A 24,558-nucleotide genomic window follows, 5' to 3' on the forward strand; every position below is an offset into this window, starting at 1 on the left:
CCTGTCCGGACCGGAATCCGACCGGCACGTCACCTCAACTACAGGGCAAGGGGTGTCCGATGCGCCCCCCGGGGGGCCTGTCCGACCCTGATCCGCCGGGCGGGTCCTAGTGGGCCAGTGACGCCAGCTTGTCGGGGTTGCGCACGACGTAGAGCGTCTGGATCCGGCCGTCCCGGATGTCGAGCTGGAAGACCGAGTCCGGGGTTCCGTCGAAGTGCGTCAGCAGCGCGATGCCGCCGTTGAGTTCGAGGAAGCGGAGCTCCAGTCCCGCCGGGGAGGTCCGGACGATGCCGATGAAGAACCGGGCGATCTTGTCGGGGGCCTCGATGATCCGCAGCGGGGCCTTGACCTTGCCGCCGCTGTCCCCGACCAGCCTGGCGTCCGCCGCGAGGAGGCTCAGCAGCCCGTCGAGGTCGCCACCGGCCGCGGCGGACAGGAACCGCTCGGTCAACTCGCGCTGCCGGTCCGGGTCGACGTCGAAGCGCGGTCGGCGCTCCTCCACGTGGCGCCGGGCCCGGCCGGCCAGTTGACGCACCGCCGCCTCGCTGCGCTCCAGGACGGCGGCGATCTCCGCGTGCGGATAGCCGAACGCCTCGCGCAGGACGAACACCGCGCGCTCCAGCGGGGAGAGCGCCTCCATGACGACCAGGACGGCGAGGGTGACGGTCTCGGCGAACACCGCCCGCTCCGCGGTGTCCGGGGCGGGCCGACCGGGTGCCAGGAAGTCGGTGGGGAGCGGTTCGGGCAGCCAGGGCCCCACGTAGGACTCGCGGCGCGACTGGACCTGACGGAGCCGGTCGACGGCCAGCCGGGTGGTGATCCGGACGAGGTAGGCGCGCGGTTCGCGCACCTCGGTCCGGTCGGCGTCCGACCAGCGCAGCCAGGCGTCCTGGACGACGTCCTCGGCGTCGGCCACCCTTCCGAGCATGCGGTAGGCCACGCCCTGGAGGAGCGGGCGGTGGGCTTCGAAGACCGCGGTGGCGTCGGTGGCGGGATCGGTCGGCACCGTTCCATCCCAGCGGGCGGGCGGTGGGTTGTCCAGCGCGAACGCCATCCGACGGGCGCTTTGCGGGTGTTGGCTTCGTCTCACCCGGTGCCGGGCGCGGCGCGCGAGACGCCGGTGGGGTCGCCCTCGGGTGGGTGCTGTGGGGCCGGTGCCGTTGCGGCGGCGCGTCCGGGGCGGTCCTGCTGTCCGTCAACACACCGCCCGGAGAGGGGTCTTCAGGACGCGGGGCGGGCTGGTGCGTTGCTCCAGTCGCGGGTGGACAGGACCAGCCGGTATCCGTCGGGGTCCTCGATGGTGACACCCCACTCGTCCCAGTAGGGGTTGTGGGCGGGGACGCGGGTGCCGCCGCAGCGCTCCAGGCGGGCTACGAGGTCGTCGGGGACCGGCCCGCCCAGATAGAGGACGAGGAGGTCGTCCGGTGTGGGTGTCGGGCGCGGCGCTCCCGTGGGGTCCAGGGTCAGTTCGAGGTGCCAGGTGGCGTCCGGCCACCCCAGCATCAACAGGGAGTGCTCGCCCTCCTGAGAGGTGTGGCGGTAGAGCTCGTGCAGGCCCAGCCCGTCGCGCCAGAAGTGGCCGGCGGCGGCCAGGTCGTGGGACGGGCGGGCGAGACGGAGGGGTGCGGAGCCGAGGGCCGGCATGGGTGTCGCCTTCCATGGGGCCGCCGTGCGGCGGCGTGTCATCGGACCGTAGGGGTCCGGGCCGGTTCCTGGCGATCGGTCATTGGTCCTGCGACGCTGGTCCCGGTCCACACTCCTGAGGACCGGTGTTCACCGGGAGTTCGCCCCTCCGGCATCGGGCGGCGATACGAACAGGGCGTGACGAGATCGGACGCATCACGGAGGTGCGAGATGGCGCAGGGTTCCGGCGGCGGCTTCGGGCGGCGGTCGCTCCTTCAGGGCGCGGCGGCGGGGTCCGCGGCACTGGCGCTGCCCGCGGTGGCCGGGGCCGCGTCGGCGGCGGCCGCCCCGGCACTGGTGCACGGCGGGCGTCCGCGCGCCTCCTGGGGGGTGCAGGCCGGCGACGTGACCGCGTCGTCGGGCCTGGTGTGGGTGCGGTCCGACCGGCCGGCCCGGATGGTGGTGCAGACCGCGGCCACCGAGTCGTTCCGGGGCGCCCGTACGTGGCACGGGCCGCTGCTGGGGCCCGGTACGGACTTCACCGGGGTGACCGCGCTGCACGGGCTGCCGGCCGGTGAACAGATCCACTACCGGGTGCTGCTGGCCGATCCGGACCACCCGGAGCGCGCCGGGGAGCCGGTGGCCGGCACGTTCCGCACGGCGCCCGAGAGCCGGGGCCGTGGCGGGCGGCAGGAGGGCGTGCGGTTCCTGTGGTCGGGCGATCTGGCCGGGCAGGGCTGGGGCATCAACCCCGAGCTCGGCGGCTACCGGATCTACGAGGACATGCGGCGCCGCAACCCGGACTTCTTCCTGTGCAGCGGCGACAACATCTACGCCGACAACCCGATCCAGGAGCGGGTGACGCTGCCGGACGGGCGGATCTGGCGGAACGTCACGACGGAGGAGAAGTCCAAGGTCGCCGAGACGCTGGCGGAGTTCCGGGGCGCGTTCCGCTACAACCTGCTGGACGAGAACCTGCGCCGGTTCAACGCCCAGGTGCCCACGATCACCCAGTGGGACGACCACGAGGTGCACAACAACTGGTACCCGGGCCAGCTGCTGGAGGACGACCGGTACCGCGTCAAGGACGTCGACGTGCTGTCCGCGCGGGCGCTGCGCGCGTTCAGCGAGTACTTCCCGGTCCGGACGCTGCGGCCGGACGCCCGAGGCCGGGTGTACCGCGTGCTGCGGCACGGTCCGCTGCTGGACGTCTTCGTGCTGGACATGCGGCGCTATCGCAACGCCAACTCCCCCGACCGGCAGGCCGACGACCCGCAGGGCATCCTGGGCGCCGAGCAGTTGCGCTGGCTCAAGCGGGAGCTGTCGCGCTCGCGGGCGGTGTGGAAGGTGATCGCCTCGGACATGCCGCTGGGGCTGGTCGTCACGGACGGCCCGGCGAACTTCGAGGCGGTGGCGCAGGGCGATCCCGGGGCGCCCCTGGGGCGGGAGCTGCAGATCGCCGAGTTGCTGCGGCACATCAAGCACCAGCGGATCACCGGCACCCTGTGGCTGACCGCGGACGTGCACTACACCTCGGCGCAGCACTACGCGCCCGAGCGGGCGGCGTTCCAGGACTTCGAGCCGTTCTGGGAATTCGTGTCCGGACCGCTGCACGCGGGCGGTTTCCCGGCCGTGAAACTCGATGGAACCTTCGGGCCCGAGCAGCCGTTCATCAAGGCACCGGACCGTGCGAACGTCTCCCCGGCGGAGAGTCCGCAGTACTTCGGCGAGGTCGATATCGACGGGGGAAGCGGGGAGCTGACGGTGCGGCTGCGTCAGGAGGGTGGAGAGGTCTTGTTCACCAAAACGCTGCAACCGGGACGGGTAGGACAGTAGAGGCCAATGCGCCAATTGCGTCTTTTACCCGTGCGACACAAAGTGTTGGCGACCAGGCAACACCCGTCGGCGAGGCTGTCCGCATGACTGAGACGACCGCCGCCCGTTCCTCCCGTTCCGCCCGGCGCCACCACTGGCGCCGGGACGTCGTCGAGCTCGCCGCCCTGTTCACGGCCGTGGCGGTGGCCGACGCCGTCGCCAACACCATCGCCCACGGCCCGTCGGGCCCGGTGCTGCTGTGCACCATGGCGGTCGCCCTGCTGGCCACGACGGGCTTCCACATCTGGTGGGCACGTCGCCATGAACACGCCCCATCACCACCGGATTCCACGGCGTCCGACGTCGCCGTCCGGTCCGCCGCGCCGGCCCCCGAGGGTGGCGCCCGCGAGACGGTGCTGTGGCGGCTGCGGACCACCGTCCGGGACGAGCCGGGCAGCCTCGCCGCCCTGTCCACGGCGCTGGCCGCGCTGCGGGTGGACATCCTCAGCCTCCAGACCCACCCGCTGTCCGACGGGACGGTCGACGAGTTCCTGCTGCGCGCCCCGGCCGGCCTGGCGCCCGCGCAGCTGACCCGTACGGTCGCCGGCGCCGGCGGCGCGCACAGCTGGCTGGAGCGGGCCGACGCGCACGACCTGGTCGACGCGCCGACCCGGATGCTGAGCCTGGCCACCCGCACGGCCCTGGACTCCGCCGAGCTCCCCCTGGCGCTGCGGCAGTTGCTGGGCCGCTGCACCATCCACTCGGTGCCCGCCCGGTCGCTGACCGGCCAGCCGCTGGCCGAAGAGGTGCCCGCCGAGGGCGTGTTGGAGGAGCACACCATGAAGTTCCGCGACCTCTCCGGGGGCTCGCTCACCATCGAAAGGCCGCAGTTGCCGTTCACCCCCACCGAGTTCGCCCGGGTGCGGGCGCTGGTCGAGCTGGACGCCCGGCTCGGCCAGCGCGTGCCGCCGCGGCGTGATGTGCTCACCCTGCCCGAGGGCAACGAGATCACCGTCCGCCGCGCCGACACCGGCGATCTGGCCGCCGCCCGGGCCATGCACGAGCGCTGCTCGGACCGGACCCTGGCGCAGCGCTACCACGGCCCGGTCGGGGACGCCGACCGCTATCTGGGCCACCTGCTCAGCCCGCGGTTCGGCCGCACGCTCGCCGTGGAGACGGCCTCCGGGCGCCTGGTGGCCCTGGGCCACCTGCTGTGGGACGGCGAGGAGACCGAGGTGGCGCTGCTGGTCGAGGACGCCTGGCAGCAGCGCGGCATCGGCGCCGAGCTGCTGCGGCGGCTGGTCGCGATGGCGGCCGAGGCCGGCAACGAGAGCGTCTACGCGATCACCCAGGCGTCCAACACCGGCATGGTCGCGGCGATGCGCGGCCTGGGGCTGCCGCTCGACTACCAGATCGAGGAGGGCACGCTGGTGATCACGGCGCGCCCGACGGGCGTCCCCGCGCTCCGGGAGGACCGTACGGAGCTCCGGCTGCGGGACGGCTCCCGGCACGGCTGAGCCCGGCGCTGGCACGGCCCACCGGAGCCGCCGACGCCGCCCGCCGACCGGCCGCCGGGGCGTCCGTCCACGCCCCGGCGGCCCCGTCCCGTCCCGCCACGGCCGGTGCCCGGCGGGCTCGGCACCGGCCGTGACAGGAACGTCCGCCGGAATGTTGGTGACGCGGCGGGCCGATCCGTACGAGGATGGCCCGCATGTCCAACACCACTTCCCCCGCGGGCGGTCCGCTGCCCCGCCAGGTCGCCGACGCCTATGTCGACGCCCTCGTCGAACTGGACCCGATCACCGGCACCTACCTCGGTGTCGCCGAGAGCTCCGGCAAGCTCCCCGACTTCTCGCCCGAGGGCCAGGAGGCAGTGGCCCGACTCGCCCGTACGACCCTGGACAGGCTCGCCGAGGCCGAGGCGCGGCCGGGCGCGGACAGCGCCGCCGAGAAGGTCTGCGCACGACTGCTGCGCGAACGGCTCACCGCGGAGCTCGCGGTCCACGACGCCGGCGAGGGGCTGCGCCAGGTCAGCAACCTCAGTTCGCCGCTGCACCACGTGCGGGAGGCCCTCACCCTCACGCCCGCCGACACCGAGTCGGACTGGGCGGCGATCGCCCGGCGGCTGCGCGCCGTGCCCGCCGCGCTGGCCGGCTACCGCACCGCCCTCCAGGCCGGCCTGGACAAGCACCTCCCCGCCGGGCCGCTCCAGGTCACCACCGTCATCGGTCAGCTCGGCGAGTGGATCGGCACCGACCGCAGCTGGTTCGCCGACTTCACCGCCCCCGGCCCGGAGTCGCTGCGCACCGAACTGGACGCCGCCGCCGAGGTGGCCACCGGCGCCCTGGTGGAGCTGCGCGACTGGTTCCGGGACGTCTACGCCCCGGCGATCGAGGGCGCGTCGGACGTGGTGGGCCGCGAGCGGTACGCCCGGCTCGCCCGCTACTACAACGGCGCCGACACCGACCCGGAAGAGGCGTACGCGTACGGCTGGTCCGAGTTCCACCGGCTGCTGGCCGAGATGGAGACCGAGGCCGAGAAGGTGCTGCCCGGCGCCAAGACCCCGTGGGAGGCACTGGCCTGGTGCGACGAGCACGGTGAGGCGGTCGAGGGCGTCGAGGAGACCCGGCAGTGGCTCCAGTCGCTGATGGACGAGGCCATCGACGCGCTGGACGGCACCCACTTCGAACTCGCCGAGCGGGTCCGCCGGGTGGAGTCCCGGATCGCCCCGGCGGGCAGCGCCGCCGCCCCGTACTACACCCAGCCGTCGCTGGACTTCTCCCGCCCCGGCCGCACCTGGCTCCCGACCATGGGCGAGACCCGCTTCCCCGCGTACGACCTGGTCTCCACCTGGTACCACGAGGGCGTGCCCGGCCATCACCTCCAGCTGGCGCAGTGGGTCCACGTCGCGGACGACCTCTCGCGCTACCAGACGACCGTCGGCATCGTCAGCGCCAACGCCGAGGGCTGGGCGCTGTACGCCGAGCGCCTGATGGACGAGTTGGGCTTCCTGACCACGCCGGAGCGGCGGCTGGGCTACCTGGACGCGCAGATGATGCGGGCGATCCGGGTCATCATCGACATCGGGATGCACCTGGAGCTGGAGATCCCGGCCGACTCCCCGTTCCACCCCGGCGAGCGTTGGACGCCGCAGCTGGCGCACGCGTTCATGGCCGCGCACAGCAGCCGCCCGGCCGACTTCGTCGAGAGCGAGATCATCCGCTACCAGGGCATGGCCGGCCAGGCGATCGGCTACAAGCTCGGCGAGCGCGTCTGGCTCCAGGGACGGGAGGCCGCCCGGGCCCGGCACGGCGCGGACTTCGACCTGAAGGCGTGGCACATGGCGGCGCTGTCCCAGGGCTCGCTCGGCCTGGACGACCTGCTGACCGAGCTCTCGGCGCTCTGACCGGGACGCACGCTCCCGCGGCCGGCCACAATCCCGTTGTGGCCGGCCGCGGCGGTCCGTAGGCTCCGCCGTCATGACCGCCGACGCCGTCCCCGCACCCCCGCTCGTCCTCCTCTCCGGCGACCCTCTGCGTCCCCGCCGGACGGATCCGCAGTTCGCCGCCGAGGCCGCCGAGGCCGCCGCGGCCCGGGCGGCCGGCGCGGCGACCGCGGTGCTGGACCACGAGGCGCTGCTCGCCGGGGACGCGGAGCGGGCGGTGTCCCGGGTCCCGCGGGCGGCCGGCCCGGTCTGGTACCGCGGCTGAATGCTGCCCGCCGACCGCTGCGCCGAGCTGGCCGCGGCGCTGGCCGCCCGCGACTGCCACCTGCTGACCTCCCCCGCCGCCGACCGCACCGCCCACGAACTCCCCGGCTGGTACGGCACGTTCGAGCCGCTCACCCCGGCCAGCGCCTGGCTGCCCTGCGCCCCCGGCCGACCGCCGGAGCCCACCGCGCCGGCCCGCCTCGCCGCCTCCCTCGGCGGCCCGGGCGGACCGCGCCCGGTCGCGGTCAAGGACTGGGTCACGTCCCGCAAGCACGAGTGGGCGGAGGCCGCCTACGTCCCGGACGCCGCCGACCCGGCACGGCTGGCGGCGGTCGCCGGCCGGTTCGTCGCCCGGCCCCGCCGGACCCGCACCGGCACCCCTGACCGGCCGCGGGCCCTCCCGATCGGTACCCGGGAAACCCTTGCTCTGCCGGCGGCCGCCCTGCTAGACAGCGGGGATGACCGGATACTCCCCTGATGCCGCCGACCGGCGCATCCTCGACGTCCTCCAGCACGACGGGCGCGCGGGCCACGCCGAGCTGGCGCGGGCGGTGAACATGTCACCGCGCGCGGTCTCGGCACGGGTGCGGCGCCTGGAGGAGGCCGGGGTGATCTCCGGGTACGCGGCGGTGATCGATCCGGAGCGGATCGGGCTGCCGGTGCTGGCGTTCGTCCGGCTGCGGCACTCCGGCAAGACCGGACAGTCGTTCCGGGACCTGGCGGCGGACCTGCCGGAGATCCTGGAGGCGCACCACGTCACGGGCGAGAACTGCCTGTTCATCAAGGTCGCGGCGCGGTCGATGAAGCACCTGGAGGAGGTGTCGGGCCGCATCGGCACACTCGGCGAGGTGGCCACCAGCGTGGTCTACTCCTCCCCCCTGCCCCCACGGCCGGTGAGCGCCTGACCTCACGGGGCACGCCCGACCAGCGGCCGGTCCGGGCTGTCAGGGGCCCGTCGGTACCCGGTGTCGGACGCTGGATCCCGCGCGGTTCTTGACGACCTCCAGTTGGGCCGGGATGCGGGTCCTGAGGTCGGCGACGTGGCTGACGATGCCGACGCTGCGGTCGCGTTCGCGCAGGCCGTCGAGGACGTCGAGGACCTCGTCGAGGGTCTGCTCGTCGAGGCTGCCGAAGCCCTCGTCGATGAAGAGGGTGTCCAGGCGGGTGCCGCCCGCCTCGTCGGTGACGACGTCGGCGAGGCCGAGCGCCAGCGCGAGCGAGGCGAAGAAGGTCTCACCGCCGGAGAGGCTGGCGGTGTCCCGCTCCTGGCCCGTCCAGGCGTCGATGACGTGCAGGCCGAGGCCGGAGCGCCGGGCGCCGCCGGCGCGCTCGTCGGAGTGCACCAGGGTGTAGCGGCCGCCGGACATCCGGTGCAGACGGGCGGTGGCGGCGGCCGCGACCTGTTCGAGGCGGGCGGCCAGGACGTAGGACTCCAGCCGCATCCGGCGCTCGTTCTCGGCGGAGGTGCCCGCGGCGAGCGTGGCGAGGCGGGCGATCCGGTCGTAGGCGGCGCGCAGCGGGGCCAGTTCCCGGGCGTCGGTCGCGGCGTCGGCGGAGAGCCGGTCGAGGGCGGCGCAGCGTTCCCGGGCGGCGGCGAGGGCGGTGGTGGCGGTGCGCAGCCGGGTGGCGGCGGCCTGGTGGGCGGTGCGGGCCGCCTCCGGGTCGGCGGGGGGCAGCGCCGCGGCGGCGCGGAGTTCGGGGCGGTCCAGTTCGGCGGCGACGGCCGCGGCCTCGGCCCGCGCGTCGTCGTGGCGCTGCTGGAGCGCTCGGCGTACGGCGTCCGGGAGCAGCGCGTCGGCGGCGTCCTGGGGGGTGGCGAAGCCGGCGCGGTAGGCGGTGTCGGAGAGCCGGGCGTCGGCCTCCTTGAGGTGCTCGGCGCAGGCCGCGGCGGTGCGGGACGCCTCGGCCGCGGCGGCGAGCAGGGTGGCCTGCCGCTCCAGCCGGGCGGCCCGGTCGGCGACGCTGGCGCAGTCGCCGCGGGCCTCGGCCAGCTCGGCCTCCAGTGCGGCCCGCTCGCGGTCCAGGGCCTCGCGGTGCGAGGTGCGGGCGGCGGCCCGGCGCTCGGCCCGCTGCCGGTCGTCGCGGCGGCGCTCGTACTCCCGCTCGGCGCGGGCCAACGCCTCGCGGGCGGCGTGCAGTTGGGCGCCGGCGGTGTGGGCGCCGGCCGCCTCCTGCGTCAACCGCTCGACCTGGTCGGCGAGTTCGGCGGTCGGGGTGTCGCCGGCCGCCGCGGTGGCGGCGGCCAGTGCCTCCTTGACGGACTGGCGGCGGTCCTCCGTCTGTCGGCGGGCGTCCTCGGCGCGGCGGTGGTCGGCCTGCGCGGCCTCCTCGGTCGCCCGGTCGACGTGGCCGGCGCCGGCCCGCGCCGGGTCCGGGTGGGCGGTGGACCCGCACACCGCACACGCCCGACCATCCGTCAGGTTCGCAGCGAGTTCGGCGGCGATGCCGCGCAGCCGCCGGTCCTTGAGGTCCAACCAGTGCTCGTGGGCGGTCGCGGCGCGCTCCCGGGCGGCCAGCACCCGCTGCTCGGCCTCGACGAGTTCGGCGGCCAGCCGGTCGCGGCGGCGGGCCGCGGCGAGGCGCTCGGTGGCCGGGTCGAGCTGTCCGGCGAGTTGTTCGGCGCGCTGGGCGGCCGCCTGGGCGTCGTCGATGCGGCGCTGGTGGGCCGCGCGGGCGGTGTCCCAGTCCGCGAGCCATTCGGCGGCGTCCAGCAGCGTCTGCTCGTCGGCGCGGGCCTCGCGGTCGAGGTCGGCGCGCTCCCGGACGAGGTCGGCGGCGCGGCGCTCGGCCCGGCGGGCGGCTCCGAGGGAGCCGAGGGTGGATCGCAACTCCCGCTCCTCCGCGGCGAGTTGGTCGCCACCGGCGCCCACGAGGACGGGCGGCAGCGGGGCGCGGTGGCGCCGTTCGGCGTCCTGGGCGGCGGTCAGCTCCCGCCAGGCGGCGTCCCGGAGGGCGAGGGCGGGGGCCACCTCGGCGGCGGCCCCGGCCCGCTCCAACTGCCCGCGGATCCGGTCGTGTTCGTCGCCGCGGGCGGCGAGCCGGTCGGCGCGCTGCCGGGCGTCGGCGTACCGCCGCTGGAGCCGGTCCCGCTCACGGGCCTGCTCCAGCCGCCCCGCCGCGGCGTCCTCGGCGGCCTCGGCGGCGGCCACCGCGGCCCGCGCGTTCTCCAGGCGCTCGCGGGCGCCGACCCGGGCGACGGCGGCGCGGGCCAGTACCGCGTCGGCGAAGCCGGGGTCGCCGGGGCCCGGCGCGACGGCGCCGTCCGCGTCGGCCGGGCGGGCCGGTGCGGTGCCGCGGGTGGCCCGGCCGCCGCGCCCGGCGGGCCCGGTCTGGGCGGGCACGGCGACCCGGGAGTGGGGCCTCCCCTGCTCGCGCGGAGTCGAGAGCTGGGGGAACGGTGCCGGGACGGCGGGGTCGGCCAGGTCCGGGATGTCGCCGGCCGCCTGGGCGATCCGGTGGGCGAGGGCGAGCAGCCGTTCGTCGCCGGCCGCGACCCGGTCGGCGGCGGCCTTGCGGCGGGTGGTGAGCCGGTCCTCCAGCGCGGCGAACCGCCCGGTGTCGAAGAGCCGGCCGAGCAGCCGCGCGCGGGCTTCCGCGTCCGCCCGCAGGAAGCGCGCGAAGTCGCCCTGGGGCAGCAGCGCCACCTGGCAGAACTGCTCCTTGCTCATGCCGAGCAGCTGCCCGACCTCCTCGCCGATCTCCTGGTGGGAGCGGCTGAGCGCGCGCCACTCGCCGGCGGCCGGGTCGCCGTCCGGGGCGGGGGCGAACTCCCGCAGGCGACTTTGCGCCTTCTCCTTGGTCGTCCCGGTGCCGCGCTTCTTGGGGCGGGGCTGTTCGGGCAGCCGGGTGAGCTCCAACCGCCGCCCGGCGACGGTCAGTTCGAGGACGACCTCGGTGGGCGTGGCGGGGTCCGCCAGGTCGCTGCGGAGCGCCTGGCCGCTCTGCCGGGTGCCGGGCACCGTTCCGTAGAGCGCGAAGCAGACCGCGTCCAGGACGGAGGTCTTGCCCGCGCCGGTCGGGCCGTGCAGGAGGAAGAGGCCGTCCCGCGCGAGCCGGTCGAAGTCGACGGTGTGGGTGCCGGCGAACGGGCCGAAGGCGGTCACGGTCAGCCGGTGCAGCCTCATCGCGCCACCTCCGCGGCCGCGTCGGCGGCCCGTACGTCGTCGATGGCCGAGCGCAGTTCGGCCCGTTCGGCGTCGTCGGCGCCGCGGCCGGCGCGGACGTGGGCGACGAAGTCCTCGGCGATCTCCTGGTCGCTGCGGCCGCGCAGCCGCTGGGCGTAGGAGGCCGAGGGGCGGGCCGGGGCCTCGTCGGGGTCGAAGACCAGGCTGAGGGTGTGCGGGAAGCGCTTGCAGAGTCGGGCCATCGGCTCGGCCGGGCGGGAGTTGTCGGTGAGCGTGGCCTCGACCCAGGAGTCCTCGTGCCGGGCCAGCCCGGGGTCGTCGAGCAGCTGCTCCAGCGGGCCCCGGATGCGGGCCAGTGGGCGCGGCACCGGGCAGTCCACCCGCTCGGCCCGCACGGCGCCGTCCGCATCGAGGTCGATCAGCCAGGACGACTTGCGGTGGTCGGCCTCGGAGAAGGAGTAGGCGAGCGGCGAGCCGGAGTAGCGGATCCGCTCGGTGAGGGTCTGGCTGCCGTGCAGGTGGCCGAGCGCCGCGTAGTGCACGCCGTCGAAGACCGCGGCGGGGACGGAGGCGACCCCGCCGACGGTGATGTCCCGCTCGCTGTCGCTGGCGGCGCCGCCGGTGACGAAGGCGTGCGCGAGCACCACCGAGCGGGTGCCGGCGGGCCGGGTGGCGAGGTCGGCGCGGACCCGGTCCATGGCCGCGCCGAGCACCGCGGCGTGGTCGGCGCGCGGGGCGCCGAGGGTGTCGCGCACCATGGCCGGTTCGAGGTACGGCAGCCCGTAGCAGGCGACCGGGCCGTGCGCGTCCTCCAGGAGGACGGGGGTGGCGCAGTCGGCGGGGTCGGTGTGCAGGTGGATGCCGGCCTGGCGGAGCAGTCCGGAGCCGACGCCGAGCCGGCGGGCCGAGTCGTGGTTCCCGGAGATCATGACGGTCGGCACGCCGAGCCCGGCCAGCCGGTGCAGGGCGTCGTCGAAGAGCTCGACGGCGGCCAGTGGGGGCACCGCACGGTCGTAGACGTCGCCGGCGACCAGCACCGCCTGGACGTCGCGGGCGCGCACGGTCTCGACGAGGTGGTCGAGGAACGCGCGCTGGGCGGCGAGCAGGTTCACACGGTGGAAGGACCGGCCCAGGTGCCAGTCGGAGGTATGCAGAAATCTCACCGCGGCGCCGCTCCGACCTGCATGTTCTCCGCTCCTTGTGCGCCGTCCGCGGCCGGCCCGGGGCCCGTCCGACGGGTCGGTACCGGGACCTCGCCCATCGGACAGACCCTAGCCTCTTCGCGCCCCACCACCGTCACCGGCCTCGACCCCGGGGGTGCCGCGGCCGGTGGGGTCAGGCACGGCCGGTCGCCAGGTCCATCAGACGGGCCAGGACCCGGTCGCCGGAGGCGGCGAGCCCGTCGTGCTCCCATTCGTTGGTGACCCAGACCCGGGCGGCGCCGATGGTCCGGGCGGTGTCCAGGGACAGGCCGGCGTCGACGTACATGTCGTCGTGGTAGACGACCGCGGCGAGCGGGACGGTGTTGGCGGCGAGGCGGGCCGGGTCGTACAGCGGCGGCCAGTCGGTGCGCTCGGCGAGCCGGGCGGCGGCCTCCTCGAAGGGCCGCAGGCCGCGGATCTCCTCGAACATCCAGGGGTAGATCATCTCGCCGGTGAGCAGCAGCGGGTCGGCGTCCTCGGCGAACTCGGGGAGGGCGGAGTGGGTGCGGGCGGCGGCCCAGCCGGTGGGCCCGGCGCCCTGTCCGTAGAGAGTCTCCTGGAGGACCGCGTAGAGCGGGTTGTCGATGAAGCCGGTCAGGGCCATGACCTGGTAGAGGAAGGTGTCGGTGAGTGCGGCGTCGCCGTCCATCGCCTCGTCCAGGAGCGCGTGCAGGCGCTCGAAGCCGTCGCCCATGCCGAGGACGAGGCCGAGGGTGCGGAGACGGCGGACAGTGAGTCGGTCCCCGTCGGGCAGTCGGACGTCCTGGGCCGCGAGGAGGTCGGCGACCCGGCGCAGCCGGCCGGCGTCGTCCGGGTAGCGGGCGTAGAACTCGCGGACCCGGTCGCGGACCCGCGGGAAGGTCCGGGCGTAGACCTCGTCGGCGGTGGCGGTCAGGCCCGGCAGGCCGCCGGCGACGTGGCACGCCGCGAGCCCTTCGGGGGCCCGGGAGAGGTAGGTGAGGGTGAGGAAGCCGCCGTAGCTCTGGCCGAGGGTCTCCCAGGGCCGGTCGCCGCAGAGTGCCCGGCGGATCAGTTCGGCGTCCGCGACGATGGCGTCGGCCCGGAAGTGCGCGAGGTGGGCGGCGAGTCGGGCGGGGTCCGGGAAGCGGGCGGCGGCCCGGGCGGTGAGCGGGGTGGAGCGGCCGGTGCCGCGCTGGTCGAGGAGGAGCACGCGGTGCGTCTTGACGGCGTGCGCCAGCCAGCCGGGCGAAGTGCCGGACGGGCGGGGGGACTTGCCGCCGGGTCCGCCCTGGAGGAAGAGCAGCCACGGCAGGTCCTCATGGGCGCGGGACGGGTCGGCGACCTCACGGGCGAAGACCTGGAGGGTGGGGCCGTCGGGGGCGGCGTGGTCCAGCGGGACCGTGAAGACGTGGTCGACGGTGGCGTAGGCAGGGTTCATGGTGGGCTTCCCGGGTGACTAGGGGGTCGGTAGCGGGGCGGCGGGGGTGTGCCGGGCGGGGGTGGCGTCCCGGGTGCTCTCCGCCCAGAGCGAGCGGACGTGGCCGAGGTGGCGGGCCATGCACGCCTCGGCCGCCACGGCGTCCCCGGCGACCATCAGGTCGAGGAGTTCGAGGTGTTCCTCGGCGGACGGGAGCAGTTGGTCGCGCTCGTCGAGGGCGGTCAGGCCGTAGAGGCGGGAGCGCTTGCGCAGGTCGCCGACGGTCTCCACCAGCCGGTCGTTCCCGGCCAGGGCGAGGAGGGAGAGGTGGAACCGGCGGTCGGCCTCCAGATAGCCGATGAGGTCGTGTTCGCGGGCGGCGCGCACGATCTCCTCGGCCACCGCGCGCAGCGCCTCCAGGTCCGCGCGGGCGGCGTCGCGCGTGATGCGGCCGACCATGGGGACCTCGATGAGGGTGCGGATCTCGGAGTACTGGTCGAGGTCGCGCTCGTTGACCTCGGTGACCCGGAAGCCCTTGTTGCGGACCGGCTCGACCAGCCCCTCGCGGGTCAGGTCGAGCATCGCCTCGCGCACCGGGGTCGCGGAGATGCCGAAGTCCTCGGCGAGGACGGGCGCCGAGTACACCTCACCGGGCCGGAGTTCGCCGGAGATCAGGGCGGCGCGCAGGGCGTGGGCCACTTGGTCGCGCAGGCGCTCCCTGGTCGTGTTGAGGTTGCGCTGCTTGAGGTGGCCCATGGCGTGGTGTTCCCTTCGTGCCCTGTCCCTCGTGGCCGAGCGGATCGCCAGCGTACAATGTCACGTTGTTCTCACCGGCGGTCGCGGACGGACGGGCGCGGGCGCGCGGATGCGGCCCGGGGCGGTGAAGTCCCGTGCGGCGCGGGCGCGTTCGGCATCCTCGGCGGCGGTCACAGCAGGAAGCCCGCGGGGAAGGGATCGTCGGGGTCGAGGAAGTACTGGGTGGTGCCGGTGATCCAGGCACGCCCGGTGATGCGGGGGACGACGGCGGGCACCCCGCCGACCTCGGTCTCCTCGACGAGCCGCCCGGTGAAGCGGGTGCCGATGAAGGACTCGTTGACGAAGTCGCGGTGCAGGGGGAGTTCGCCCCGCGCGTGCAGCTGTGCCATCCGGGCGGAGGTGCCGGTGCCGCACGGGGAGCGGTCGAACCAGCCCGGGTGGATGGCCATCGCGTGCCGGGAGCGGTGCGCATCGGAACCGGGGGCGGCGAGGTAGACGTGTTTGACGCCGCCGATCTCCGGCTGGGCGGGGTGGACGGGCCGGTCGGGCGAGGCGTTGATCGCGTCCATGAGGGCGAGGCCGGCGGCGAGCAGGTCGTCCTTGCGGGCGCGGTCGAACGGCAGCCCCAGCGCGTCGAGTTGCACGAGGGCGTAGAAGTTCCCGCCGTAGGCGAGGTCGTAGGTCACGGTGCCGTGGCCGGGGACGGTCGCCTCGCGGTCCAGGCCGACGCAGAAGGCGGGCACGTTGGTGAGCGTGACCGCCGCGGCCCGACCGTCCTCGACCCGTACGTCGACGCTGATCAGGCCGGCGGGGGTGTCCAGGCGGACGGTGGTGACGGGTTCGGCCACCGGCACCATGCCGGTCTCCACCAGGACGGTGGCCACCCCGATCGTGCCGTGTCCGCACATCGGCAACAGGCCGGAGACCTCGATGAAGAGCACGCCGTAGTCGGCGTCGGGGCGGGTCGGGGGCTGGAGGACGGCGCCGCTCATCGAGGCGTGGCCGCGCGGTTCGTACATCAGCAGGGTGCGCAGGTGGTCCAGGTGCTCGATGAAGTGCAGCCGGCGTTCGGCCATGGTGGCGCCGGGGAGCACGCCGACGCCGCCGGTGATCACGCGGGTGGGCATGCCCTCGGTGTGCGAGTCGACGGCGTGGAAGACGTGGCGGGTGCGCATGACGGCCCTCCTCGGTCAGCGGTGGCCGGCGGCGACGGCCTTCTCGGTGGCGGCCCGCACCTCGGCCGCGGCCGGGTCGGGCAGCGGCAGCCGGGGCGGTCGGGTGGGTCCTCCGTGGCCGCCGACGAGGTCCATGGACGCCTTGATGGCCTGGACGAACTCGGTCCTGGAGTCCCAGCGCAGCAGCGGGTGCAGGGACCTGTAGAGCGGCAGCGCGGTGTCCAGGTCCCGGGCCGCGGCGGCGCGGTAGAGCGCGGCGCAGGCGACGGGGAAGGCGTTGGGGTAGCCGGCGACCCAGCCCACCGCGCCGGCCAGCGCCAGCTCCAGCAGGACGTCGTCGGCGCCGACCAACAGGTCGAGTTCCGGGGCGAGTTCGGCGATCTGATAGGCCCGGCGGACATCGCCGGAGAACTCCTTGACCGCCACCACACCGCCCTCGCCGTGCAGGCGGGCGAGGAGTGCGGGGGTCAGGTCGACCTTGGTGTCGACGGGGTTGTTGTAGGCCACGATCGGCAGCCCGGCCCGGGCGACCTCGGCGTAGTGGGCCCGCACGGCGGACTCGTCGGCGCGGTAGGCGTTGGGCGGCAGCAGCAGGACGCTGCCGCAGCCCTCCTCGGCGGCCTGTTCGGCCCAGCGGCGCGCCGCGGCGCTGCCGTACGCGGCCACGCCGGGCATCACGCGCGCGCCGTCGCCGGCGGCCGCGACGGCGGTGCGCACCACGCGAGCGCGCTCCTCGTCGGTCAGGGTCTGGTACTCGCCGAGCGAGCCGTTGGGCACCACGCCGTCACAGCCGTTGTCGAGCAGCCGGCGGACGTGCGCGGCGTAGGCGTCGTAGTCGACGGAGAGGTCCGCGCGGAGCGGGAGGGCGGTGGCGACCATGATGCCGCGCCAGGGGCGTTCGGCGCTCCAGGCCGCGGCGGTGGGGCTGGCGGTCATGACGGGAACCCATTCTGTGAGAGGTGACGTGCCGTCAAGAGGTGCTGGGGCGGCGGGCGGTGACGGTCACCCGGTACCGTCGCCCGGGCCGGGCGGTTCGTCGAGGGCGGCGAGCACCCCCAGGGGGACGGGTACGGCCAGTGGTCGGCGCTCCGGGGACGGCGGCAGCCCGGTCCCCGGCACCTGCGCGGCCAGGCAGGCGACGGCCGGGCCGCACATCCGGCCCTGGCACCAGCCCATGCCGGCGCGGGTGAGGAGTTTGACGGTGCGGGCGTCCCGGGCGCCGTGGTCGGCGACCGCCTCCCGGACGCGGCCCGCGGTCACCTCCTCGCACCGGCAGACCTCCGTCGCGTCGTCGAGCCACCGGCTCCAGCCGGGGCCGGGGGCGTGCGTGCGGGCCATCACGTCCGCGAAGGCCCGCATCCGGTCGCGGCGGCGGCGCAGCGACCGGGCGCGCCTGATGGCGGTGGGCGCGGGGCGTCCGCGCAGCCGAGCGGCGATCGCGAGGCCCGCCAACTCCCCTTCCACACATGCCAGTTGCGCGCCGCCGACGCCGCCCGTCTCGCCGGCGGCCCAGACGCCGGGGACGGAGGTCCGCTGGTGCGTGTCCAGGTCGAGGGCCGACGCCCCGTCCGGGGTGCGCCGGGTGGCGCAGCCCAGGGCGAGGGCGAGGTCGAGCTGGGGCACCAGGCCGTGCCCGACCGCCAGGGCGTCGCAGGCGATCCGGCGGCCGGACCCCCGTACGGGCCGCCAGTCGCGATCGAGCCGGGAGACGGTGACGGCCGCCACCCGGTCGGCGCCGTGGACCTCGGTCACCGCGCTGCGGGTGCGCAGCCGCACCCCGTGCCGCCACAGCGCCGCGCGGTGCGCCGCCGCCTCCGCCAGCTTGCCCGGCTGGGCGGCGAGGGCGCCGGGTCGGCGGGCGTAGCCGAGGTAGTCGGACGCCTCGACCACCGCCGGGACACGGGCCCCCGCCGCGGCGAGGGTGGTGGCGACGGCCAGCAGCAGCGGGCCGCTGCCCGCCACCACCACCCTTGCTCCGGCCCGCGACCTCACGCCGACGGAGCAGGTCCCGTTCCCGGGCAGCACCAGGCCGGACTTCAGCATCGCCTGCGCTCCCCCGGCGCCCACCACCCCGGGCAACGCCCAGCCGGGGAAGGGGAGTTGCCGCTCGTACGCGCCGGTGGCGAGCAGCACCGCCCGGGCCCGGATCCGGACCAGGGGCCCGCCGCCGTCCGCCCCGGTGACGGCGTGCACGCCCCAGGGGCCCTCCGGGCCCGCGGGGACGACCGTCCAGACGTGGTGTCCGGCGAGGTGCCGCAGTCCGCTGGCGGCCAGCCGGCGGCGCAGGTCGACGAAGGTGCCCCAGTCGTGGTGCAGGGCCTGGGGGCGGGCGGCGCCGAGGGCCGGGTGCGGGTGCCGGTAGAACTGCCCGCCGGGCCGTTCCGCGGCGTCCAACAGGGCGACGGCCAGGCCGAGTTCGGCCGCGGTGACGGCTCCGGCCACGCCCGCCGGGCCGGCCCCGATCACCGCGAGGTCGTACTCCGGCTCCTCAGACGGCGAGTTCGCCATGGCCGTTCCCCTCCTGGGTGGTGACGGTGTCACCGGGGCGTGCCGGGACCAGACAGGCCCGGCGGTTGGCCGTCCCGTTGACGGTGGCAAGGCAGTCGAAGCAGTGCCCGATGCCGCAGAACGCGCCGCGCGGCCGGCCGCCGACGCGGGTGGTGCGCCAGGCGAGGATGCCCGCGGCCCACAGCGCGGCGGCGAGGGACTGGCCGGGGAGCGCGGGGACCGGGCGCCCGTCGAAGGTGATCTCGAACGCGGGGCCGGGCGCCGCGCCGACGAGCCGGGCCGGGTTGCGGTCGTGCGCCAAGATGCGACTCCTTGCACGGGAGGCCGGGGCGGTGCCGGTGGGGCCGGACGGGCCACGGGGCGGAGGGGCGGTCATCTCTCTACTCCCCCGTCGAACCGCTCCGGCCGGAACGGCGTGATGTCGAGCGGTGATTGATCGCCCGTCAGGATGGCCGCGACGATCCGGCCGGTCGCCGGGGCGAGGCCGATGCCGGCCCCCTCGTGGCCGCAGGCGTGCAGCAGCCCCGGCCGGCGCGGGTCGGGTCCGATGGCGGGCAGGTGGTCGGGCAGATAGGGGCGGAAGCCGACGTAGGTCCGCAGCGCCCGCACGGTCGCGAGGACCGGGAAGAGCCGTACCGCCTGGGCGGCGAGGCGGTGCAGCGCCGTCACCGACAGGGTGCGGTCGAAGCCGACCCGCTCGCGGCTCGCGCCGATCAGGACGGGCCCGGCCGGGGTGCCCTCGACGACCGCGGAGGTCTGCAGGGCGGCCGCGTCGCTGGCGACGTCGGCGACGTAGTCGGCGGCGTACACCTTGCGCCGCACCACGCGCGGGAGCGGCTCGGTGACCAGCACGAAGCCGCGCCGGGGGCGGACCGGCAGCGCGACGCCGGCGAGCCGGGCCAGTGCGCCGCCCCAGGTCCCGGCGGCGTTCACGACATGGGGCGCGAGCAGATCGCCGGCGCGCGTCCGCACCCCGCGCACCCGGCCGTGCGCGCCGGTGAGGATCCCGGTGACCTCCTCGCCGAGTCGCAGCCGCACCCGGTCGCCGGCGGCGCGCAGCAGGTGGGCGGCGGCCAGGGCTGGCTGCACCTGGGCGTCCTGAGGGTAGTGGACGCCGCCGGCGAGGCCGGGGGCGAGGTGCGGTTCCAGGTCGCGGAGCCGCTCGCCCGGCACGTCCTCGGCCACGACGCCGGCCGCCGCCTGCCGGGCGGCGAAGTCCCGCAGCGCGGCGCTGCCCTGCGCGTCGTGGGCGACGACGAGTCCGCCCTTGGCCTCGTACTCGATCCGGGCGGGCAGTTCCCCGGCCAGCTCGCGCCACAACCGGAGGGAAAGCAGGGCGAGTTGGAGTTCGGGGCCGGGCTCCTTGTCGGAGACCAGCAGGTTGCCCTCGCCCGCGCCGGTGGTCCCGCCGGCGACCGGGCCGCGGTCGAGGACGGTGACGCGCAGGTCGTGCCGGGCCGCGTAGTAGGCACAGGCCGCTCCGACCACGCCCGCACCGATGACGATGAGATCCGAAGAGTTCCTCATGGGCACGTCAGTAATATTTCACATTGCACCCGGGTTTCCAAGAGACCCGTCGCACCGACTCCCCGCCACTTTCCCCGACCCCGCCCCACGCCGACGGGACGCACCCGGCGCATACCCAACGACGGCGGCGCCCCGGGCCCCACCCCGCCCGCCGTCCCGAACTCCCCTACCGGAGCGAGGACTTCCCCGACCCCGGCGCGCTCGCGCGGACCGGCCTCAGCGGCGCGCGAGACCGCCGAGCACCAACTCGACGGTGAAGTCGAAGCGTTCGTGGTCGGTCCCGGCGGTGAGTTCGGCGGCATGGCGCTTGGTCTGCGGGAAGGCGTCGGGCAGGTTGGAGAACCGGCTCAGCAGTTCGTCCCGACCGACGCCCCACTCGCCGCCGGAGCGGCCACGCAGGGAGAACTCAAGGGTGTAGGCGTTGACGTAGAGCGCCAGGGCGCCGACACGCGGCGGCCTGCGGGGCGACGCCTCCGGCGAGCAGGATGGCGAGCATGCCCTCGGCGAGGCGCGGCGTGTCCTCGTTGGTGGGGGCGGCGGCCAGCGCGGCCCGGGAGATGCCGGGGTAGCGCAGGTGCTGGTCGCGCATCCGGACACAGACGCCGGTGATCTGCTCGCGCCAGGCGGCGGGGTCCGGCTCGGGCAGGTCGATCTCGGCGCACAGGCGGCCGATGAGCAGCTCGTCCAGGTCGTCCTTGTTGACGACGTGGGCGTACCGCGACGCCGGTCCGGTCTCCAGGGCGGCCGCCACCCGGCGCATGGTCAGCGCCTCGTAGCCCTCGCGCGCCACGATGTCGAGCGCCGCGTCGACCACCGCGTCGACCGTGATCGGCTTGGCTCGCCGACCTCGCGCCGGCGGTGTGCTCCCCTCGGGAACGCCCGGCCCCGGGCGTCCGTCCGGTGCCGGCCGCCGGTCCGACGGAGACTGGAAGGGCGGCACGCCGCTGTCCCCGTCAGCGGTGCGCGGACCGGAGAGAGGTGAGGTCATGCAGGACGTGGTCACCGTGGGCGTCGACGGGACCCCCGAGGCGACGGCCGCCGTGTTGTGGGCGGCGCGCGAGGCGGAGCTGCGGCGGGCCCGGCTGCGGCTGCTGCACGCCTGGGTGCTGCTGGCACCCGAGCCGGAGCCCGGGACTGCCCCCGAGGACGACCAGAACTACTGGCCGCACCGGATCGTCGGGGACGCCCGGGACGCCGTCCGGGACCACCACCCGGACCTCCCGGTGGACGAGGCCCTGGTGGCCAAGGACCCGCTGGCCGCCCTGGAGGAGGCGGCCGACCAGTCGTCGCTGCTGGTCCTGGGCTCGCGGGACCTGGGCGCGCTGGCCCGATACACGATGGGCGAGATCGGCCTCCAGGTGGTGGCACACACCCGCACCCCCACGGTGCTGGTCCGGGCCCGCCCGGGCGCCTCGGAGCCGGCCCCGGACGCCCCGGTCACCGCCGGGCTGAGCCTGCACGAGCCTTGCGAGGCACTGCTGGCGTTCGCGTTCGAGAGCGCGGCCCGGCGGGGCGTCCCGCTGCGCGTGGTGCACGGCCGGCGCCTGCCGTCGTACGCCTACAACCGGGGCGGCGGGGTCGAGCCGGTCGCCGCGCAGCAGGCGGCCACGGACGCCCGGCAGGAGCTGCTGGCCGCGCTGCGGCCGTGGCAGGAGAAGTTCCCCGAGGTCGCGGTGGACGGCCGGGTGGAGGTGGAGAGCCCGACCCGGGCGGTGCTGCGGGACGCCGCGGACGCCGCGCTGCTGGTCGTCGGCCGCCGGCACAAACTGCGCTTCCCGGCCCCGAGGATCGGCCACGTGGTCCAGGCCGCGGTGCACCATGCGCCCTGCCCGGTCGCGATCGTGCCGCACGAGTGAGCGACCGGCACGGACAGGCGCCCCGGGCGGTTTCTCCCAACAATGGTGGCAGGGGCGTCGGGCGCCGGGCGGCCCCGTGGCGCGGTCCGGCGCGGCCCCGCAGGACACCGCGGAGGTGAGCCATGGCGAAGAGCACCCAGTGGCCGGTCCGGCTGATCGTCACGGAGGAGGACGGGACGACGCGGGCGCGGGTGGAGCTGGACACCGGGACCCGGTCGCTCACCGGGCACGGCCGGGCACGATGCAATCCCGAGGATCCGGATGTCCCGGTGATCGGGGACGAGTTGGCGGCCGGGCGGGCGATGAAGGACCTCGCCGGCCAGCTGATCCGGCTGGCCGACCACGACCTGGCGGGCGTCGGCGCCGCGCCGCCGGGACACGAGCGGCGCACCCTCTACGGCTGGGCGGACGAGCTGGCCTGAGACCGCCCGCGGGCCGACAGCCGAGCCGCACGGCCCCAGGTCCGCCGGCGCGGCCCGGCCCGGGAAGGAGCCGGTGATGCCGGATGCGACGACGGTCGGTCCGACCACGACCGACCTGTACGAAGTGACCATGGCCCTGTCGTATCTGCGCGAGGGCCTGACCCGGCCGGCCACCTTCAGCTGCTTCGTCCGGGAACTCCCCGCCGACCGGGGGTTCCTAGTCGCCGCGGGGGTGGAGGAGGTGCTCGACCACCTCTCCCGCTTCCGGATCGGGCCGGACGACATCGAGGTGTTCGCCGAGGCGCTGCACCGGCCCACCACGGACCTGGCGCCGCTGCTGGGCCTGCGGTTCGCCGGGGAGGTCCGGGCGGTGCCGGAGGGCCGGGTGGTGCTGGCCGGTGAGCCGCTGCTGGAGATCACCGCGCCGCTGCCGCAGGCCCAGCTGGTCGAGACCCTCGTCCTGAACCGGCTCACCCACCAGACCGCCATCGCCGCCAAGTGCACGCGGTGCGTCCTGGCGGCCCGCGGCCGGCCGGTGGTGGACTTCTCGCTGCGGCGGACGCACGGGGTGGAGGCGGGCCTGCGCACGGCCCGGCTGGCGGCGATGGCGGGCTTCGCGGGGACCAGCAACGTGGCGGCGGCGCACGCCGAACGCCTGCCGGCGGTGGGCACCATGGCGCACTCCTACATCGAGGTGTTCGAGGACGAGGAGGCCGCCTTCACCGCCTTCGCGCGGGCCCACCCGGGCCCCGTGACGTTCCTGGTGGACACCTACGACGTCGACTCCGGGGTGGCAGCGGCGGCCCGGGTGCTGCACGCCCTGGGCCGCGCCGAGGGGTCGGCGATCCGGCTGGACAGCGGCGATCTGGGGGCGCTGGCGGTCCGGGCCCGGGCGATGCTGGACCGGGCGGAGCTGCCGGGGGTGCGGATCGTGGCCAGCGGCGGGCTGGACGAGTTCGCGGTGGACGACCTGGTACGGGCCGGAGCGCCGATCGACGTGTTCGCGGTGGGCACCCGGGTCGGGGTGAGCGCCGACGCGCCGTCTCTCGACTCGGCGTACAAGCTCGTCGCCTACGACGGGCGGCCGGTGATGAAGCTGTCGTCGGAGAAGGTCACCGCGCCGGGCCGGAAACAGGTCTTCCGGCACCCGGGCTGCCGCGATGTGATCGGCCTGGCCGAGGAGCCGGCACCGGCCGGCAGCGTGGCACTGCTGAAGACGCTGATGCGCGACGGGGTGCGCTGTGCGCCGCGGACCCCGCTGGCGGACGCCCGGGCCCGGCTGACCGCGGACCTCGCGGAGCTGCCGGCGCCGGCCCGGGCCATCCGGTCGCCGGTCCCGGTCGTGCCGTCGACCTCCACGCCGCTGGCCACCCTCGCCGGGCATGTGCGGCGACGGATCGAGCGGGCGGTGCTGGCGCCGTACGACCACTTCGCCTGACGACCGGAGCGCGCGGGTGGGGCTGGGGCGTCAGCCGCGCGGGACCACCACGACGGGGCAGGCGGAGTGGTGCAGCGCGGCGTGCCCGACCCGGCCGAGCTGCAATCCGAAGTGGCCGTGCCGGTGGCGGGCCCCCAGCACCAGCAGGTCCGCGGCGGCGGACCGCCGGACCAGCACCTTGTGCGCCGGGCCCTCGACGGTGGTGCGGCGGACGTGCACCGTCGGGTGCGCCTCGACCTCCTCCGCCACCGCCGCGTCGACCAGCGCCGACGCCTGCTGCTCGTAGTGGTGCTCGGGGCCCGCGGCGCGCCGGTCGCGGTCCGCGGTCTCGTAGGCGGGGCAGCGCCAGGCGCGGATCGCGTCGAGGGCGCAGCCCCGGGCCTCGGCCTCCCGGAAGGCGAACCGGACGGCCGGGGAGCCCTTGGCGGTGTCGCCGACGCCGAGCAGCACCCGGTCGTGGCCGCTCTCCAGGCCGGCGCGGTCGCCGCGGACCACCACCACCGGGTTCCCGGCGCGGGCCGCCACCGACAGGCTCACCGAACCCAGCAGCAGATCGGCGAACTCCCCGCGCCCCTTGGAGCCGAGGACCACCGCGGAGGCATAGGGGGCCTCGCGGAGCAGCGCGGTGACCGCGTCGTCCGCCAGGACCTGGACCGTGACCTCGACCTCGGGGTTGCGGCGGGCGGCGCGGTCGGCGGCGGAGGCGACGACCCGGTCGGCCATCGCCTGCTCCTCGGGGGCGCTCTCCTGCGGCGCCACACCCTCGTACCGCTCCCACCGGGACGCGTAGACCAGGCGCAGCGGCAGTCCGTGCAGCGCCGCCTCGTCCACCGCCCAGTCCAGGGCGCGCAGCCCGGCGTCCGATCCGTCGACGCCTACGACCAGGGGGAGTTCCATGGTCCCCACCGCCTTCCATCGCTCGGGCCGTGGCCGTGCCGGGGCGGGCGCCGGGTGGCCCACTTCCATCGTGTGCCCCGGCAGCGGGGGCACGCCAGGGCCCGCGGGCGCATCCGAGCGGCCCCGGA

Annotated in this window: 21 protein-coding genes and 1 pseudogene; 9 read left to right on the top strand and 13 right to left on the bottom strand. The window is 75.8% G+C overall.

All coding sequences use genetic code 11. The features are described 5' to 3' along the window. Positions 1–106 precede the first annotated feature (106 nt). Positions 107–1,006: an RNA polymerase sigma-70 factor gene (locus tag SNOUR_RS05640; RefSeq protein ID WP_067357736.1), complete on the bottom strand. Its 900-nt coding sequence runs from the start codon at positions 1,004–1,006 to the stop codon at positions 107–109. A 215-nt stretch (positions 1,007–1,221) separates the two neighbouring features. Next, positions 1,222–1,644: a VOC family protein gene (locus tag SNOUR_RS05645; protein ID WP_067344363.1), complete on the bottom strand. Its 423-nt coding sequence runs from the start codon at positions 1,642–1,644 to the stop codon at positions 1,222–1,224. Between the two features lie 210 nt (positions 1,645–1,854). Between SNOUR_RS05645 and SNOUR_RS05650 the strand changes: the two genes are divergently transcribed. From SNOUR_RS05650 to SNOUR_RS05675, 6 genes are all read left to right on the top strand, one after another. Continuing rightward, a complete protein-coding gene (locus SNOUR_RS05650) occupies positions 1,855–3,459 on the top strand; it encodes an alkaline phosphatase D family protein (RefSeq protein ID WP_067344365.1) in 1,605 nt (534 codons plus the stop codon). 83 nt (positions 3,460–3,542) lie between these two features. Continuing rightward, a complete protein-coding gene (locus SNOUR_RS05655) occupies positions 3,543–4,955 on the top strand; it encodes a GNAT family N-acetyltransferase (RefSeq protein ID WP_067344367.1) in 1,413 nt (470 codons plus the stop codon). Positions 4,956–5,149: 194 nt separating this feature from the next. Next, the gene (locus SNOUR_RS05660) at positions 5,150–6,844 is read left to right on the top strand and encodes a DUF885 domain-containing protein (protein WP_067344371.1); all 1,695 of its coding nucleotides are present in this window, start codon (positions 5,150–5,152) and stop codon (positions 6,842–6,844) included. 73 nt (positions 6,845–6,917) lie between these two features. Beyond that, positions 6,918–7,148, top strand: a complete 231-nt coding sequence (locus tag SNOUR_RS47475) for a hypothetical protein (protein ID WP_067344372.1) — start codon at positions 6,918–6,920, stop codon at positions 7,146–7,148. Further along, a complete protein-coding gene (locus SNOUR_RS42600; RefSeq protein ID WP_067344374.1) occupies positions 7,149–7,625 on the top strand; it encodes an ATP-grasp domain-containing protein in 477 nt (158 codons plus the stop codon). It abuts the gene before it with no gap. Beyond that, positions 7,606–8,052, top strand: a complete 447-nt coding sequence (locus SNOUR_RS05675; protein ID WP_067344376.1) for an Lrp/AsnC family transcriptional regulator — start codon at positions 7,606–7,608, stop codon at positions 8,050–8,052. Before SNOUR_RS42600 ends, SNOUR_RS05675 begins: the two co-directional genes overlap by 20 nt. 39 nt (positions 8,053–8,091) lie before the next feature. Here SNOUR_RS05675 and SNOUR_RS05680 read toward each other — a convergent pair whose 3' ends face one another. The 10 genes and pseudogenes from SNOUR_RS05680 to SNOUR_RS05725 all read right to left on the bottom strand — a co-directional run bounded on the left by SNOUR_RS05680 (position 8,092) and on the right by SNOUR_RS05725 (position 20,757). Continuing rightward, the gene (locus tag SNOUR_RS05680) at positions 8,092–11,271 is read right to left on the bottom strand and encodes an AAA family ATPase (protein ID WP_067344378.1); all 3,180 of its coding nucleotides are present in this window, start codon (positions 11,269–11,271) and stop codon (positions 8,092–8,094) included. Then, complete coding sequence (locus SNOUR_RS05685) at positions 11,268–12,434, bottom strand: exonuclease SbcCD subunit D (RefSeq protein WP_067344379.1); 1,167 nt, start codon at positions 12,432–12,434, stop codon at positions 11,268–11,270. Before SNOUR_RS05685 ends, SNOUR_RS05680 begins: the two co-directional genes overlap by 4 nt. Positions 12,435–12,606: 172 nt before the next feature. Further along, complete coding sequence (locus SNOUR_RS05690) at positions 12,607–13,872, bottom strand: alpha/beta fold hydrolase (RefSeq protein WP_067344381.1); 1,266 nt, start codon at positions 13,870–13,872, stop codon at positions 12,607–12,609. Positions 13,873–13,890: 18 nt separating this feature from the next. Then, on the bottom strand, positions 13,891–14,607 hold the full coding sequence (locus SNOUR_RS05695; protein WP_067344386.1) for a GntR family transcriptional regulator: 717 nt from the start codon (positions 14,605–14,607) through the stop codon (positions 13,891–13,893). 170 nt (positions 14,608–14,777) lie between these two features. After that, on the bottom strand, positions 14,778–15,782 hold the full coding sequence (locus SNOUR_RS05700; protein ID WP_067344388.1) for a proline racemase family protein: 1,005 nt from the start codon (positions 15,780–15,782) through the stop codon (positions 14,778–14,780). 15 nt (positions 15,783–15,797) lie between these two features. After that, a complete protein-coding gene (locus SNOUR_RS05705) occupies positions 15,798–16,718 on the bottom strand; it encodes a dihydrodipicolinate synthase family protein (protein ID WP_067344390.1) in 921 nt (306 codons plus the stop codon). A 66-nt stretch (positions 16,719–16,784) separates the two neighbouring features. After that, the gene (locus SNOUR_RS05710; RefSeq protein ID WP_067344392.1) at positions 16,785–18,290 is read right to left on the bottom strand and encodes an FAD/NAD(P)-dependent oxidoreductase; all 1,506 of its coding nucleotides are present in this window, start codon (positions 18,288–18,290) and stop codon (positions 16,785–16,787) included. Then, positions 18,271–18,591: a (2Fe-2S)-binding protein gene (locus tag SNOUR_RS05715; RefSeq protein WP_312632064.1), complete on the bottom strand. Its 321-nt coding sequence runs from the start codon at positions 18,589–18,591 to the stop codon at positions 18,271–18,273. The genes SNOUR_RS05710 and SNOUR_RS05715 overlap by 20 nt, the downstream gene beginning before the upstream one ends. 71 nt (positions 18,592–18,662) lie before the next feature. Next, entirely contained in the window at positions 18,663–19,823 is a 1,161-nt protein-coding gene (locus SNOUR_RS05720; RefSeq protein WP_099055656.1) for an NAD(P)/FAD-dependent oxidoreductase, read from the bottom strand. 210 nt (positions 19,824–20,033) lie between these two features. Next, positions 20,034–20,757: pseudogene (locus SNOUR_RS05725) on the bottom strand (TetR/AcrR family transcriptional regulator). A gap of 46 nt (positions 20,758–20,803) precedes the next feature. Here SNOUR_RS05725 and SNOUR_RS05730 point away from each other — a divergent pair. The 3 genes from SNOUR_RS05730 (at position 20,804) to SNOUR_RS05740 (ending at position 23,533) form a co-directional block, all read left to right on the top strand. Continuing rightward, positions 20,804–21,673: a universal stress protein gene (locus tag SNOUR_RS05730; RefSeq protein WP_067344399.1), complete on the top strand. Its 870-nt coding sequence runs from the start codon at positions 20,804–20,806 to the stop codon at positions 21,671–21,673. Positions 21,674–21,795: 122 nt separating this feature from the next. After that, positions 21,796–22,095 carry a DUF1876 domain-containing protein gene (locus SNOUR_RS05735; RefSeq protein ID WP_039630109.1) on the top strand — a complete coding sequence of 100 codons (300 nt, stop codon included), beginning with the start codon at positions 21,796–21,798 and terminating at the stop codon, positions 22,093–22,095. Positions 22,096–22,171: 76 nt separating this feature from the next. Then, positions 22,172–23,533: a nicotinate phosphoribosyltransferase gene (locus SNOUR_RS05740; protein ID WP_067344402.1), complete on the top strand. Its 1,362-nt coding sequence runs from the start codon at positions 22,172–22,174 to the stop codon at positions 23,531–23,533. Between the two features lie 30 nt (positions 23,534–23,563). Here SNOUR_RS05740 and SNOUR_RS05745 read toward each other — a convergent pair whose 3' ends face one another. After that, positions 23,564–24,430: a universal stress protein gene (locus SNOUR_RS05745; RefSeq protein WP_099055657.1), complete on the bottom strand. Its 867-nt coding sequence runs from the start codon at positions 24,428–24,430 to the stop codon at positions 23,564–23,566. Between the last annotated feature and the right edge of the window lie 128 nt (positions 24,431–24,558).

Source organism: Streptomyces noursei ATCC 11455, from assembly GCF_001704275.1.
Taxonomy (GTDB): domain Bacteria; phylum Actinomycetota; class Actinomycetes; order Streptomycetales; family Streptomycetaceae; genus Streptomyces; species Streptomyces noursei.